We start from the raw sequence: 13101 nt of genomic DNA, 5'->3' as shown, positions 1-13101 counted from the left end.
GTCCATGAAACTTTCGATCGAAAACACATTGTGATAGGCGCCGAGCGCCCGCATCGCCGAGATCCGCAACGGCATCTCGGCAATGAAGTGATGCACCACATGGGCATTGGGAAAGGTGTAGATCGGGATCGCGTTGCGATCGCCGCCTCCTTCCGGCAGCGGAAGGGGTTTTGGTGCCGGCACCTTGAACGGCTGCGCCATGTGCTGCGCGGCCAGCATGCATCCGGCGCCTCCCGGGCGCATCGAATGAGTGTTGCTCCACACCTCAAGGTTCCAGTCGACGATCTTTCCCTCGCGGTCGATCGAGGCCTTCAGCCGCGTGACCATGGCCGGACCGAACGGCTCCCAGGCATGCTCCTGCTCGCGCATCCACTGCACCCGCACCGGCCGTCCCGGCAGGGCGCGCGCAATCAGCGCCGCATCCGCCGCCGCATCGTCAGCGCCGTTATGACCGTAGCAGCCCGAGCCCTCGACATGAATGCAGCGGACCTTTGCCGGCGGCATGTGCAGCATCTCGGCAATCGCCTGGCGATCCGGATATACGCCCTGCGTGTGGGTCCACACGGTCAATGCGTCGCCATTGAGCTGCGCGACCGCGCAGGACGGGCCGATTGATCCGTGTGATTGATATGGCCTGACATAGGTGGCTTCGAGCGTGCTCTGGCCGACGGCCGACGGGTCGTTGCGCTCGAAAATCACGCTGTCCTGCGACGGCAGGCCGGTGATCACCTTGAGCAGATCGTCCTGATCAGGCAGGCGTGCCGTTTCCTTCCATTTGGCTGCCGCCGACAGCGCCTGCATCGCCTTCACCGACTGGTATTCCTTCTCGGCCACGACGGCGAGGAAATTGCCGTCCCTGACGACGCCGACGACGCCTGGCATCTTTTCGACTGCCGAGCTATCGCATTCGACGAGCTCCGCGCCATAGCTCGGCGGCCGCACGATCCGTGCGTGGACCATGCCGGGCAGGCGGATGTCCTGGACATAGGCTGCGCCGCCCGTGACCTTGGCCGGAATATCGACGCGCTGAAACGACTGGCCCATGACCTTGAATGTCGCGGGATCCTTCAGGGAGGACGTGGCCTGCGCCTGGACATGAAGGATATCGCCCGCAACCAGCTCGCCATATCCGGCCCGCCGGCCGTCCGGCGCCAGCACCTGACTATTTTCGGTGCGCAACTGACCGGTTGGCAGATCAAAGCGTCGCGCGGCCTCCGCGACCAGGAGTTCGCGCGCCTGCGCGGCCGCATTCTGGATTGCCGTGCCGCTATCCTGCATGGAATGGCTGCCCGCGGTATAGCCTTCATTGGCGGTCAAGGCCGTATCGGCGGTGACGACCTTCAGGGATGCAAAGGCGACATCGAGCTCCTCGGCCGCGACCTGCTGGAACGCAGTCTTGAAACCCTGGCCGAGTTCGGCCTTGCCGGTGAACACCGTGATGCTGCCGTCGGCGTCTATCCGAATCCACGAGTCCAGATAAGGCGACGTCTTTAGGCTACCGGGTGGGCTCGGTACAGCCACAGCCTGATCCTGCGCGAAGGCGCTCCCAAGCGAGAAGCTGACGACCAGCGCACCCGAGCCGGCCAACACGCGACGGCGATCCAAGACAAGGGTGCTCATCGATCAGCTCCGGATTCAGGGGCCAATTCAGCTCGATTCATCAATCCCGCGGCGCGACGGATGGCGCGCAGGATGCGCATATGCGTTCCGCACCGGCACAGATGCGGCTCGAGCTCGCCGCGGATCTCGTCATCGCTCGGGCTCGCATTCCTCATGAGCAACGCTTGCGCCCGCATCATCATTCCGGCAATGCAGTAGCCGCATTGTGCGGCCTGCTCGTCCAAAAACGCCCGCTGGATAGGTGCCGGATCGGCTGTCGTGCCGAGGCCCTCGAGCGTGGTCACCTGCTTGCCTTCGAGCAGCACCAGCGGCGTCACGCAGGAGAGCACCGCCTTGCCGTCGACGATGACCGTGCAGGCACCGCATTGGCCAAGCCCGCAGCCGAATTTCGCGGCGTTGAGCGCAAGATGATCGCGGAGCACATAAAGCAGCGGCGTGTCCGGCTCCGCGTCGACCCGGTGATCGCGACCGTTCACTTTCAATGTGATCATGGCTTGTCTCGCTGGGCTAAATCGGCAGGTGGCTGGCGCGACGCTGCGGCCGTCCGGAGCGCCGCCACCTGCGTGCGCCTTGCCTCCGCCACGACCTGATCAACGCCGGTCCATGCCGGCTGGTTGCTGAAGCGGCTGCGCAGATAGATCAGGACGGCCACGATCTGGCCGTCAGTCATGCTGCTGGCAAATCCGGGCATGATCGGGCTGCGTTCGCCTTCGCGAGGCGAGATGCCAGCCAGCACGATGTTGGCAAGGTTGCGCGGATCAGAACCGCAGACTGCGGTGCTCAGCGCGAGATTGATGCCGCCATAGGGCAGCGCCCGGCCGCTTTCGTGACAGCTTGCACAGGTCGCAGCGTAGATCGCAGCACCGGCCGCATTGGTTTCCGATGCCCGGCCTGCCATCGCCTTGAGCTCCGCCAGCACGGTCTCGGCGCCACGGCGGTGATCGGGCGACGGCTGTCCGAACACACCGGCCATATAGGTGGCGATCGCACGCACATCGTCAGGATCAACCGACGACAGATTGGCCACCACCTGCGCCATCGGCCCGCGCGCCGTGCCGTGATCAGGATGCCAACCGTTGCGCAGATAGCCGAACAACGCATCCGCATCCCACGGCACTGGTGAAGGCGAATGGGCGTTGATCGCATAAGCCTGCCAGTTGTCCACATCGCCGCCCGAGAACGAAGCGCTGGCACGTTCGCCGCCGAGCGCGTTACGCGGCGTGTGGCAGGCACCGCAATGCGCCAGACCCTCGACCAGATAGGCGCCGCGGTTCCATTCCGCGCCCTTCGAGGAGTCCGGATGGTAGGTTGCGCTTCGCAGCAGTTTCCAACCGGCGATCAAAGGCCGTTGATCGAATGGAAATGACAGCCGGTTCGCCGGCGCGGCCGAACGCACGGGCTCGCGCGTCATCAGGTAGGCGTAAAGGGCCCGATCGTCCTCATCGCTGACATTGGTGAAATGATCGTAGGGAAAGGTCGGATAGAGATGCCGGCCCTCGCGATCGACGCCATCGCGCATGGCGCGGCGAAACGCAGCTTCCGACCACCTGCCGATTCCAGTGTCGGCATCCGGCGTGATGTTGGACGAGAACACCGTTCCGAACGGCGTCGGCACCGCTACGGCACCGGCGAAATCCTTAGCCCCGGGCGCGGTGTGACAATTGCTGCAATTCCCGATCACAGCGAGCGTGCGGCCGCGCTTGACCAGATCATTCGCAAACGTCCGTTGCGCCGGATCAATGGCATCGATGGCCGGCCGCCACACGACCGCAAAGACAGCCGCCGCGCCGCCAAGGACCAGCGCAGCCAACACGCCTGCGATCACTCCCGACCTTGTCATTCTGTCCCGGCCGTTTTCCGCAACAGATCGTAGCATAAACCGGTAAGAAACGCGCCCGCCTGCGTGTCACGCTCAGTAAATTCCGACCTCGAAGGGTTGTTCGCTTTCGATCGATTTCAGCCGCTCGGCATAGGCGGCGAGAAGCTCTGTCCGCTGGCCCTGTTCCAGTCGCACCGGCCCGTAAGCGATTTGTGGCGCAAGCACGTCGAAACCCACGAACTGCAGCATTCCGCGCTGGACCGGCCGCAGGATCGCGAAAATATCCCCGTTGAAAGCGCCCTTCACATAGGCGGGTGGCGGCCCGCCGGTCGTGAGCGACAGCATGGCCCGCTTGCCCTTGAAAACGCCGTTGGTATAGAGCCGTTCCCCGCCATAGGTGCGTCCCATCGCGAACACGCGATCGACCCAGCCTTTGAGGATGCCGGGAAGGCCGAACCACCAGAGCGGAAACTGCCAGATCATCAGGTCACACCATTCCAGCTTCTGGATCTCGATCTCAACGTCGTCGGCAAAGCCGTAGGTCTCGGTCGCGTACCTCTCCTCGATCTGCGGCTTGAAATAGTCCGGGTCCTTGACGCTGATGAAATTTAGTCTGCTGGAGACCGGGTTGAACTGCATCGCGTAGAGATCCGAGGTCCGGACTTCGTGGCCTCTGGCTGTGAGCGTCTCGACTGCCAGGCGATACATCGCGCCGTTGAAGCTTTGGTACTCCGGATGTGCGAGAACGATGAAGACTTTCATTGCAGGCCCCTCTTCGGCCGTTCAGATTGACCGTCAAAGTATCAACGGTTCGGAGCGGCAATCGCTCGCCGGCATGCGACCGATGTGACACGATTGTCACACTCGGCGAGGAATGTCCCCATTGTTCCCTGTACGTTCGCAAGAGTTAATCACGGAAGCGAGCACCGTCGGCTAGTCTAATCCGGTGGTTGTGATTCATCGTGCTTTTCGCTGCCCGAGGGAGAGCCGACATGCCAGCCTTCATTCAGCACCATGACATCCAGCATCACGCCAAGATGGCGCCCGAAATCTGTCCGAGCTGCATGGGAATGCTGCCCATGTATGTGCGGCAGATCGAGCCGCATTGGAACGCCTCCGAAATCGAGTTCGTCTATGAATGTTTCGATTGCGGTGCCGAACTGAGGCAGACGTTGAGAAAGCCGCGGCATTGAAGACGGGCGCGCAGTGACCGGATCTGTTGAAATTCGCATGCTCGACTGACTTGGCTGCAGAACCGTCGCCCGGCACGGGGATGGGGCGGAGGTTCCTGCGTCATGTTGAAGTGAAATTCAGAGCGCCTGTTGCCTGATTGAATGGCCGTCTTCGCGACCTACATTGCATTCCTGGAAGTGAAACGCGATCTCGTCCAGAGCGCGCTGCTCCCACTCCTCGACTTGCGCCAGCCAAAATGCCCTTCGCTCGGAGTCAAACGCAGCGCGCTCCCGGCATAGAAATTCCTGACTGCGAATCTCAACGAGCTTGTCCATGCCTCCACTCCGCTGTGTGAAGCAAATTCGCAGGTGAAGCTTAGCAGAGTCGGGAGGGGTTTTCCTCTTCTGTTGTGTACTGCGCTGCGGCATTTCGCGCTCAAGTACCAGCTGACGTCGCATCGCAAAAGGCGAACCGGTCATCGTGCCGGCGAGCAAATCCTCGGCACACGCGGCGCGAATCAGCCATCTGATCACGATATCGCCGGCGCACCGCGGTATTGCGACAACGGCTCGACGATCGTCGACAGCCGCCCGGCGCGGTGTCACATGCGTGTCGCGCGAACATTGCAAGGAGGAAACGCTCACTCATTGAGAGGCGGACGAATGGCGGCGCATTTTCTCGAAAGCTCGTTGCCGTGACGGGCTGGATAGCGCTGCTCGTGGCGGGCCTCCTTGAGGTTGCGTGGGCGCTTGGCCTGAAGCATTCGGACGGACTGACGCGATTCTGGCCGACGCTCGCCACCGTGGTCGCGATCGGCTTCAGTTTCGCTCTGATGGCCATCGCGCTGCGGTCACTGCCGTTTGGTACGGCTTACGCGGTGTGGACCGGCATTGGCGCGGTCGGCAGCATCCTCGTCGGCATGCTCCTGTACAGTGAGCCGACCGACCCTGTTCGAATCCTCTGCCTGACCCTGATCATCGCCGGCATGATCGGGTTGAAACTCAATTCGCCGGTCTGAGACCCAGGCAACCGCGCCGGTCGTTGCGCGTAAATATCGCCAGGCTTCGAAGCCGCCGAACAGAGCCAGCGCGATCGTCAGCGGCACGAGATGATAGAGAAACCGGAACATCAACAGCGCGGCCAGCAAAGCTTCCCGGTCCTCGCTGCCGAGCCCGATCAGAATCGTCGCATCGAACACGCCGAGCCCGGCCGGCGCGTGGCTTGCGAAACCGAGCAGGGTTGCCGCGATGAAAACGGCGATCAGCCGGAAAACCCCGATGTCCAGACCCGGCGGGACCAGAATGTACATGGCGAGCGCGGCCGCCGTGAGGTCGAGAAGCCCGATCACGATCTGCAGCAGCACCAGGGGACCGGACGGCAGCTTGACCAGCCATGGCTTCCTGCCGACGCTTCGCGGATGAAACCAGCTCCAGGCGAGAAACGCGCCGACGCAGCACAACAATGTCAGCGCCACCAGCCGGTTGATGCCGGACGACAGATGATCAATGACGCCGATAGCCGTCGGCTCATAGAGCAGGCAGAAGCCGAGCGCCGTCATGTTGCCCAGCCAGAAGGTAAGGCCGGTAAGAAAGCAGATATTTGCGATGCCGATCGGGCCGAGTCCATTGCCGGCATAGATGCGATAGCGGATCACCGGCGAGATCAGCGCGACCGCGCCGATGCCATGAGCGATGGGATAGCTCGTGAAGCTCGCGAGCGCCGCGATCCGGTAGGGAACGTCCTTGCGTCCCATGGTGTGGAGCGCGAGCCAGTCATAGAGCGTGATGCTGCCGTAGGATGCCGTCACCAGCGTCAGGGCGAGCGCGATTACGCTGAAATCGGTTTCACGGATCACCGAGAAGACCTGGTCGTAATCGACGTTTCGCAGCGCGTGCCGCAGCGCAAGCAGCGCGCCCGTCGCGATCGCCACGCTGACAAAGACACCGCCCAGGCCCTTCCATCGGGCGCCGCGACCAAGCAGCTTTCGCAGAGCAGTGAGTCTCAGGCGCCTGTCCATCCCAATGAATGATCCGGCGACCACGACGGTCGATTCGGAACGAGGAACCTCTTTGACCATGGAGATATGACAATCGCGTAACTGTTCCCGGTATTAGTGCTCGCAATAACGCATTCGCGAGGTCGAAAAGCAGACTCATTATGGTCGCATGCAGTTCACGCTCGTTGCGTAATAACCCGGCAAGATCAAGCGAATCAGACGTCTCGAGGCGGCATGGCGGCAGAACTTGACTACGATCTCACACCCGATCAGTGGGAGGCACTGAAGACGATTCGCAGGCCCGTGTCCGAACGTCGCAGCCTGCGCGTTCCAGCCGTTCAGCAACTGCTTCAGCTACAATTGGCCGACGAGATTGACGGTGCGCCCGTGCTGACGCCATTGGGACGAAAGGTGCTGATCAGAGGTTCGTCTAGTCTGCTGGATCTGGTGGCCTGAACGCATTCGCGCGTGCACTCACCACAGCGATTTCCGCGCCCGCTCCGGCCAGGCGCGATCATACTCCTCGCCTCCGACCCGGCGCTCACTCATGTCGGCGAGAATTTGACCGGGCGTCGGAAGGATTTTCGCATCCACGCGCTTGTCGGGATTCCAGAGGTCGGAACGGACAATGGCACGTGCGCACTGGAAGTAGATCTCGTGCACCGACATGACGATGACGCTGCGCGGCGCCTTGTCCTCGACGGCGAACGACGCCAGGAGATCCACGTCGGTCGACACTTTCGCATTGCCGTTGATCCGTAAGGTGCTGCCCGAACCCGGAATCAGGAACAGCAGCGCGACGCGAGGATCGCGCACGATGTTGCGCAGCGAATCGATTCGGTTGTTGCCGCGCCGATCCGGCATCATCAGTGTCCTGTCGTCATGGATGCGGACAAATCCGGGCAGGTCGCCGCGCGGCGAACAGTCGAGGCCCTCCGGCCCCGATGTCGCCAGGGCCACGAATGGCGACGTCTCTATCAAGACGCGATAGAGCGGCGTCACGCGGTCGGCGACCTTGACGGTCGAGGCCTCGTTGGGGTGGCCGTAGATCGCCTCGAGTTGTTCGACAGTTTCGATGATCGGCACGGTCTTCCTTTCGTCGTTCATCGCGGTTTCGGTTCCGGTTCACGCGTTGGCACGCCCGCGATCGCCTGCACCAGCCGATCGGCATGAGCGGCCGGATCGCCGATATTGACGATCGTGACATCCGGTGGGACCCTGTCATCGTCAACGCTACGTGCGAGCCTCAGTTCGATCGCACCATCGCTGCCGCGCCGCCGCAAGGCAACACGCTCCGCAAGGACCTCGGGCGGCGCGGATATCGCGACCACCACGACATCAGCATAGCTCTGGCGCAATGGATCGACCACCGTGCGCGAAACGTTGGCGACCACCGTGTGGCCCGCGCGGACCTCATCCTCGACGCTGCGCGGCAGGGCATAGCGATGACCGTGCGCGCCCCAGTGAACCGCCAACGCACCCTCGGCAAGCAGCCGTTCGAAGGCTTCATCGTCGACCTGTAAATTGTCTTCGAAAGCGGACGCCTCCCGCGTCACCAGCCGTCGCGGGAACACGATGCTGGTATTGCCGGCGCAAGCGCGGCGCGCAAGGTTCAGCAAGGTATCCTTGCCGGCTCCGCTCGGGCCGACCACCAGCACGAGCCGGCCAGGCCCGATCCGGGCCGAGCGATGCGAGACGATGGTGGGTAGCTCACTCACGCCACGCGACGCCCCTCGCGCCAGACGCTGCGCACCACAGGCACGCTGTGGGCAATGTGGACGCGGATCAGATCGGCGCGCTTGCCGATCGCGATTTCGCCGCGGTCGGCAAGGCCGACGGCCTCGGCGGGCGTCTTGGTCACGGTCCGAATCGCCGACGCAAGGTCGATGTTGGGAGCCTGTTGCGGCAACTGCAACGCAGCCATCAGCAGGCTCGACGGAACGTAGTCGGACGACAGAATGTCCAACAGGCCCTTCCGGGCAAGGTCGATAGCCGCGATGTTGCCGGAATGCGAACCGCCGCGCACCACGTTCGGCGCCCCCATCAAAATACTGATGCCGGCCTCGTGGAGCCCCTGCGCAGCTTCCAGCGTGGTCGGGAATTCCGCAACCGACACGCAGTCGCGAATGGCGTCGGTGACATTTTCCGCGGTCGTGTCGTCGTGGCTCGCAAGCGGAATGGCATGCTGACGCGCCAGGGTCACGATCCGTCGCATGTTGTCCGCTGCGTAGGCCTTCTGATATTCCACGCGCCGCCCGAACAGGACGTCGAGTTCCGCGTCGGTCATGCCGCCGGCCTTGCCGCGATAATAGTCGCGTAGCTTGACCTCGTCGCGAAACTGGCGTTGCCCCGGCGTGTGGTCCATCAATGACATCAGCCGCACATCGGGCCGCTCAACCAGTTCCATGGCTTCCTCGACCACGTCCGGCATTGGAAGTTCGCAGCGCAGATGCAGGAAGTGGTCGGCGCGCAGCAGATCGGCTTCGCGTGCGGAGGTGATGGCCGTTGCCAGCACCCCTGCCCGGCCATCGACGTCCTCGGCGCCGTCCTCGCGCCAGACCCGCAGCGAATCCAGCACGGTCGTGATGCCTGAGGTCGCGAGTTGTCCATCATAGGAGACCACGGCCGCGATCGGATTCCAGAACACTTTCGGCCGCGGCACGTAATGCGACTCGAGATGATCGGTATGCAGTTCGATCATTCCGGGCATGACGAGGTCGCCTTGCGCATCGTCGCCGGCAAAACGCGCGTCACCCTCCCCGAAATCCGCAATGCGTCCGCCCGCGATGGCGAGCCAGCCGCGATCGATGATCCGATCGGCGAGTGCAATCCGCGCATTTGCGATCACGGTTTCGGATTTGGTCGAGGTCATTGCAAGCTGCCTTTCCCTAGGCCGCGGCTGCGAAGGTTGTCACGTCGACCACCCGGTCGGCGATCATGTGACGGACCTCGTCATCATGGACGATCGCGACCATGGCAACGCCGGCGCGCTTCTTCTCGTCGATAAGGCGGATCACGACATCCCGGTTGGCGGCGTCGAGGGACGCGGTCGGCTCATCAAGCAGGAGCACGGGCAAATCGGAGATGAAGCCGCGCGCAATGTTGACGCGCTGCTGTTCGCCGCCCGAGAAGGTCGATGGCGGAAGCCGCCACAGCCGCTCGGGGATGTTGAGGCAGCTCAGCAAGCGCCCTGCCCGCTCACGCGCCGCATCCCGTCCGATCCCCGTCGCGACCAGCGGCTCGGCGACGACGTCGATGGTGGGGACGCGCGGCACCGCGCGGAGAAACTGGCTGACATAGCCGATCGTGCTGCGACGGATGCTCAGGATCTGCCGCGGCTCGGACGTTGCGATATTTTGCGGGACGCCTTCGTGGCGCACGAAGATGCTGCCGCCATCGCAGCGATAGTTGCCAAAGATCATCTTCAGGATCGACGACTTGCCCGCGCCGGATGGCCCTGACAGCACGACGCACTCGCCCGCGTTGACCTGAAAGCAGACGCCGCGCACCACCGGCAGCCTCACACCGCCCTGCAGATGCATGGTAAAGCTTTTTTGCGCGTCGATGATGTCGATCATGGTGGTCATGGATGCGGCTCTCACGGCGGCAGTATCGAGGAAACGAGCAATTGCGTGTAGGGCTCGTGCGGATCGTCCAGCACCTGATCGGTCAGGCCCGTCTCGATCACCCGGCCGCCCTTCATCACCATCACGCGATGCGACAACAGCCGCGCAACCGCGAGGTCATGGGTCACAACGATCGCCGCAAGCCCAAGCTCGCTGACGAGATTGCGCATCAGGTCCAGCAAACGCGCCTGCACCGAGACGTCGAGACCGCCGGTCGGCTCGTCCATGAAGACCAGACGCGGCTCGGTGACAAGGTTGCGCGCGATCTGCAGGCGTTGCCGCATCCCGCCGGAATAGGTGCGTGGCGCATCATCGATCCGTGCGGTGTCGATCTCGACCCGTTCGAGCCAGGATGATGCCGTCTGCCTGATGCGGCCGTAATGCTTCCAGCCGACCGCCATCAGACGCTCGCCGACGTTGGCACCGGCCGAGACCGCCATGCGCAGACCCTGCGCCGGATCCTGGTGCACATAGCCCCAGTCGGTGCGGAACAAAAAGCGCCGCTCGGCTTCGCCGAGGCTGGCCAGATCGCGCAGCACACCATCGCGCATGCGATAGGAGACGCGGCCGGATGTCGGCGCAAGCTGCGCCGACAGCAGCTGGAGCAGTGTCGTTTTGCCGGAACCGGATTCGCCGACGATCGCCAGCACCTCCCCGGGATAGAGCGAGAACGAAATGTCCTGGCACGCCGTCAGCCGGCCATAGCTCTTGCCCAGGCCCTCTGCCACCAGCAGCGCCTCATCAGTGCCATGCGCGTCAGTCATGGGCGCGCTCCTTGTGCGGCGCCGCGCTCTCGCTGCCGCGATGACCGGCCGCCTGACGGTTCTCGCAATAATCGGTGTCGGAGCAGACGAACATGCGGCTGCCCTGATCGTCAGTGACGATCTCGTCGAGATAAGCATCCTCGGCGCCGCACAGCGCGCATGGCGCGTCAAAACGGTAGCGCGTGAACGGATGGTCCTCAAAATCCAGCGACACCACCTGCGTATAGGGCGGGATTGCGTAAATGCGTTTTTCGCGGCCGGCGCCGAACAGCTGCAAGGCCGGTGAATTGTCCATCTTAGGATTGTCGAATTTTGGCGTCGGCGACGGATCCATCACGTAGCGGGCGTTCACCTTCACCGGATAGGCGTAGGCGGTCGCGATATGGCCGAAGCGGGCGATATCCTCGTAGAGTTTGACATGCATCAGCCCATATTCACCGAGCGCGTGCATGCGGCGCGTCTCGGTCTCGCGCGGCTCCAGGAAGCGCAGCGGCTCCGGGATCGGCACCTGATAGACCAGCACCTGGCCGCTCTGCAATGACGCCTCGGGAATGCGGTGGCGTGTCTGGATCACGGTCGCGTCCGCCGTGCTGGTGGTGGTCGCAACCCCTGCGGTCTTGGCAAAGAATTTTCGGATCGAGATCGCGTTGGTGGTGTCGTCGGAGCCCTGATCGATCACCTTGAGCACGTCGCTGGGACCCAGGATCGCAGCGGTCACCTGCACGCCGCCGGTGCCCCAGCCGTAAGGCATCGGCATCTCACGGCTCGCGAACGGCACCTGATAGCCGGGGATCGCGATCGCCTTCAGAATGGCGCGACGGATCATCCGCTTGGTCTGCTCGTCCAGATAGGCAAAATTGTAGGCGGGCGCATTCATTCGGCGGCCTCCTTCAACTGCGTCTCGTTGGAGGTGTCGGCAAACTCCTGGCGCAGCTTGCGCAGCAGTCCGAGCTCGGACTGGAAGTCGACATAATGCGGCAGCTTCAGGTGCTCGACAAATCCGGTCGCCTGCACATTGTCAGAATGCGACATCACGAACTCTTCGTCTTGGGCAGGCGCGACAACCTCTTCCCCAAGTTCGCGGGCGCGCAGGCTGCGATCGACCAGCGCCATCGACATGGTCTTGCGCTCGCTCTGGCCGAAGGCCAGCCCATAGCCGCGAGTGAAACATGGCGCCTCGGTGGCCGAACCCTTGAACTGGTTGACCATCTGACATTCGGTCAGCGCGATCGGACCGAGCGGCACTGCAAAGCCCACCTCCTCGGCGAAGAACTCCACCTCGACCTCGCCGAAGCGGATCTCTCCGGCGAACGGGTGATTGCGGCCATAGCCGCGCTGCGTCGAATAGCCGAGCGCCAGCAGAAAGCCTTCATCGGCGCGCGCCAGATTCTGCAGCCTCAGATCCCGGTCCGCAGGGAAGCTCAGAGGCTCACGGGTGAGATCGCCAACCGGTGCGTCGATCGGACCTTGCGGAGATGGCTCGATCAGCCCATCGCGGCCGAGGATGTCCGTGACACGCGGCATCGGCGCGGATGCGGCCTCGGCCGTGGCCGGCTGCTCCGGCACAAAACCCTCCGCAAGCTGCGGATCCAACAGGCGATGGGTGTAGTCGAAGGTCGGCCCCAAAACCTGTCCGCCGGGAACGTCCTTGAAGGTCGAAGAAACGCGCCTGCGCACCTGCATAGCTCCGGTATCGAGCGGCTCGGTCGCGCCAAAACGCGGCAGCGTGGCGCGGAAGGCGCGGACCAGGAAGATGGCCTCAATCAGATCGCCGCGCGCCTGCTTGATCGCGAGCGCCGCAAGCTCCCGGTCGTACAACGAGCCCTCGCTCATGACGCGGTCGACGCCGAGCGCGAGCTGCTCGGAAATCTGCGCGAGCAAAAGCTCCGGGACCTCACGATCGCCGCGCCGTTCGTGCGCCAGCAGGCGATGGGCATTGTCGATGGCGCGCTCGCCTCCCTTGACGGCGACATACATGGCTCAGCCTTCCTTCGATCAGCCGTGTCGTGCGTGGGATCGCGACGACGACGTCGTCATGCACCAGAATGACATCGATCCCGCGCGGGAACAGCGCTGCATTGACGGCAAGCCGCTCGAACAGGT

15 protein-coding genes and 1 pseudogene are annotated in these 13101 nt (G+C 63.3%); 3 read left to right on the top strand and 13 right to left on the bottom strand.

Annotated elements, in window-relative coordinates:
- The 4 genes from JOZ76_RS18890 to JOZ76_RS18875 all read right to left on the bottom strand — a co-directional run.
- The coding region (locus tag JOZ76_RS18890; RefSeq protein WP_291700671.1) for a molybdopterin cofactor-binding domain-containing protein at positions 1-1620 on the bottom strand (1620 nt) is incomplete at its 3' end.
- Positions 1617-2111, bottom strand: a complete 495-nt coding sequence (locus tag JOZ76_RS18885) for a (2Fe-2S)-binding protein (RefSeq protein WP_291700669.1) — start codon at positions 2109-2111, stop codon at positions 1617-1619. The genes JOZ76_RS18890 and JOZ76_RS18885, both read right to left, overlap by 4 nt.
- Positions 2108-3460 (bottom strand): c-type cytochrome, encoded by a 1353-nt coding sequence (locus JOZ76_RS18880; protein WP_291700667.1) that lies wholly within the window; start codon positions 3458-3460, stop codon positions 2108-2110. The genes JOZ76_RS18885 and JOZ76_RS18880 overlap by 4 nt, the downstream gene beginning before the upstream one ends.
- 72 nt (positions 3461-3532) lie before the next feature.
- Positions 3533-4201 carry an NAD(P)H-dependent oxidoreductase gene (locus JOZ76_RS18875; protein ID WP_291700665.1) on the bottom strand — a complete coding sequence of 223 codons (669 nt, stop codon included), beginning with the start codon at positions 4199-4201 and terminating at the stop codon, positions 3533-3535.
- Between the two features lie 230 nt (positions 4202-4431).
- Here JOZ76_RS18875 and JOZ76_RS18870 point away from each other — a divergent pair, with 230 nt between their 5' ends.
- Entirely contained in the window at positions 4432-4632 is a 201-nt protein-coding gene (locus JOZ76_RS18870; protein ID WP_291700663.1) for a hypothetical protein, read from the top strand.
- 117 nt (positions 4633-4749) lie between these two features.
- On the opposite strand, the gene JOZ76_RS18865 is transcribed toward JOZ76_RS18870, so the two are convergent.
- Positions 4750-4947 (bottom strand): hypothetical protein, encoded by a 198-nt coding sequence (locus JOZ76_RS18865; protein ID WP_291700661.1) that lies wholly within the window; start codon positions 4945-4947, stop codon positions 4750-4752.
- A 359-nt stretch (positions 4948-5306) separates the two neighbouring features.
- On the opposite strand from JOZ76_RS18865, the gene JOZ76_RS18860 reads away from it, so the two are divergent.
- Both JOZ76_RS18860 and JOZ76_RS18850 read left to right on the top strand, forming a co-directional pair.
- Positions 5307-5630: a DMT family transporter gene (locus JOZ76_RS18860; RefSeq protein ID WP_291700659.1), complete on the top strand. Its 324-nt coding sequence runs from the start codon at positions 5307-5309 to the stop codon at positions 5628-5630.
- A 1212-nt stretch (positions 5631-6842) separates the two neighbouring features.
- The gene (locus JOZ76_RS18850) at positions 6843-7064 is read left to right on the top strand and encodes a hypothetical protein (RefSeq protein ID WP_291700657.1); all 222 of its coding nucleotides are present in this window, start codon (positions 6843-6845) and stop codon (positions 7062-7064) included.
- 18 nt (positions 7065-7082) lie between these two features.
- Here JOZ76_RS18850 and JOZ76_RS18845 read toward each other — a convergent pair whose 3' ends face one another.
- The 8 genes and pseudogenes from JOZ76_RS18845 to JOZ76_RS18810 all read right to left on the bottom strand — a co-directional run.
- Positions 7083-7694 carry a pyridoxamine 5'-phosphate oxidase family protein gene (locus JOZ76_RS18845; protein ID WP_291700673.1) on the bottom strand — a complete coding sequence of 204 codons (612 nt, stop codon included), beginning with the start codon at positions 7692-7694 and terminating at the stop codon, positions 7083-7085.
- Positions 7695-7711: 17 nt separating this feature from the next.
- The gene (gene phnN, locus JOZ76_RS18840) at positions 7712-8326 is read right to left on the bottom strand and encodes a phosphonate metabolism protein/1,5-bisphosphokinase (PRPP-forming) PhnN (RefSeq protein WP_291700655.1); all 615 of its coding nucleotides are present in this window, start codon (positions 8324-8326) and stop codon (positions 7712-7714) included.
- Positions 8323-9480 carry an alpha-D-ribose 1-methylphosphonate 5-triphosphate diphosphatase gene (locus tag JOZ76_RS18835; protein ID WP_291700653.1) on the bottom strand — a complete coding sequence of 386 codons (1158 nt, stop codon included), beginning with the start codon at positions 9478-9480 and terminating at the stop codon, positions 8323-8325. The genes phnN and JOZ76_RS18835 overlap by 4 nt, the downstream gene beginning before the upstream one ends.
- A gap of 16 nt (positions 9481-9496) precedes the next feature.
- Entirely contained in the window at positions 9497-10195 is a 699-nt protein-coding gene (gene phnL, locus JOZ76_RS18830) for a phosphonate C-P lyase system protein PhnL (RefSeq protein ID WP_291700650.1), read from the bottom strand.
- Between the two features lie 11 nt (positions 10196-10206).
- Positions 10207-10998, bottom strand: a complete 792-nt coding sequence (gene phnK, locus JOZ76_RS18825) for a phosphonate C-P lyase system protein PhnK (protein WP_291700648.1) — start codon at positions 10996-10998, stop codon at positions 10207-10209.
- Positions 10991-11875, bottom strand: a complete 885-nt coding sequence (locus JOZ76_RS18820) for an alpha-D-ribose 1-methylphosphonate 5-phosphate C-P-lyase PhnJ (protein WP_291700646.1) — start codon at positions 11873-11875, stop codon at positions 10991-10993. Before JOZ76_RS18820 ends, phnK begins: the two co-directional genes overlap by 8 nt.
- Complete coding sequence (locus tag JOZ76_RS18815; RefSeq protein WP_291700644.1) at positions 11872-12975, bottom strand: carbon-phosphorus lyase complex subunit PhnI; 1104 nt, start codon at positions 12973-12975, stop codon at positions 11872-11874. The genes JOZ76_RS18820 and JOZ76_RS18815 overlap by 4 nt, the downstream gene beginning before the upstream one ends.
- Before the next feature lie 16 nt (positions 12976-12991).
- Positions 12992-13101 (bottom strand): annotated as a pseudogene (locus JOZ76_RS18810) (phosphonate C-P lyase system protein PhnH); the annotation flags it as partial.

Source organism: Bradyrhizobium sp., from assembly GCF_019244115.1.
Lineage (GTDB): Bacteria > Pseudomonadota > Alphaproteobacteria > Rhizobiales > Xanthobacteraceae > Bradyrhizobium.
This window is presented reverse-complemented; position numbering and strand designations above follow the sequence as displayed.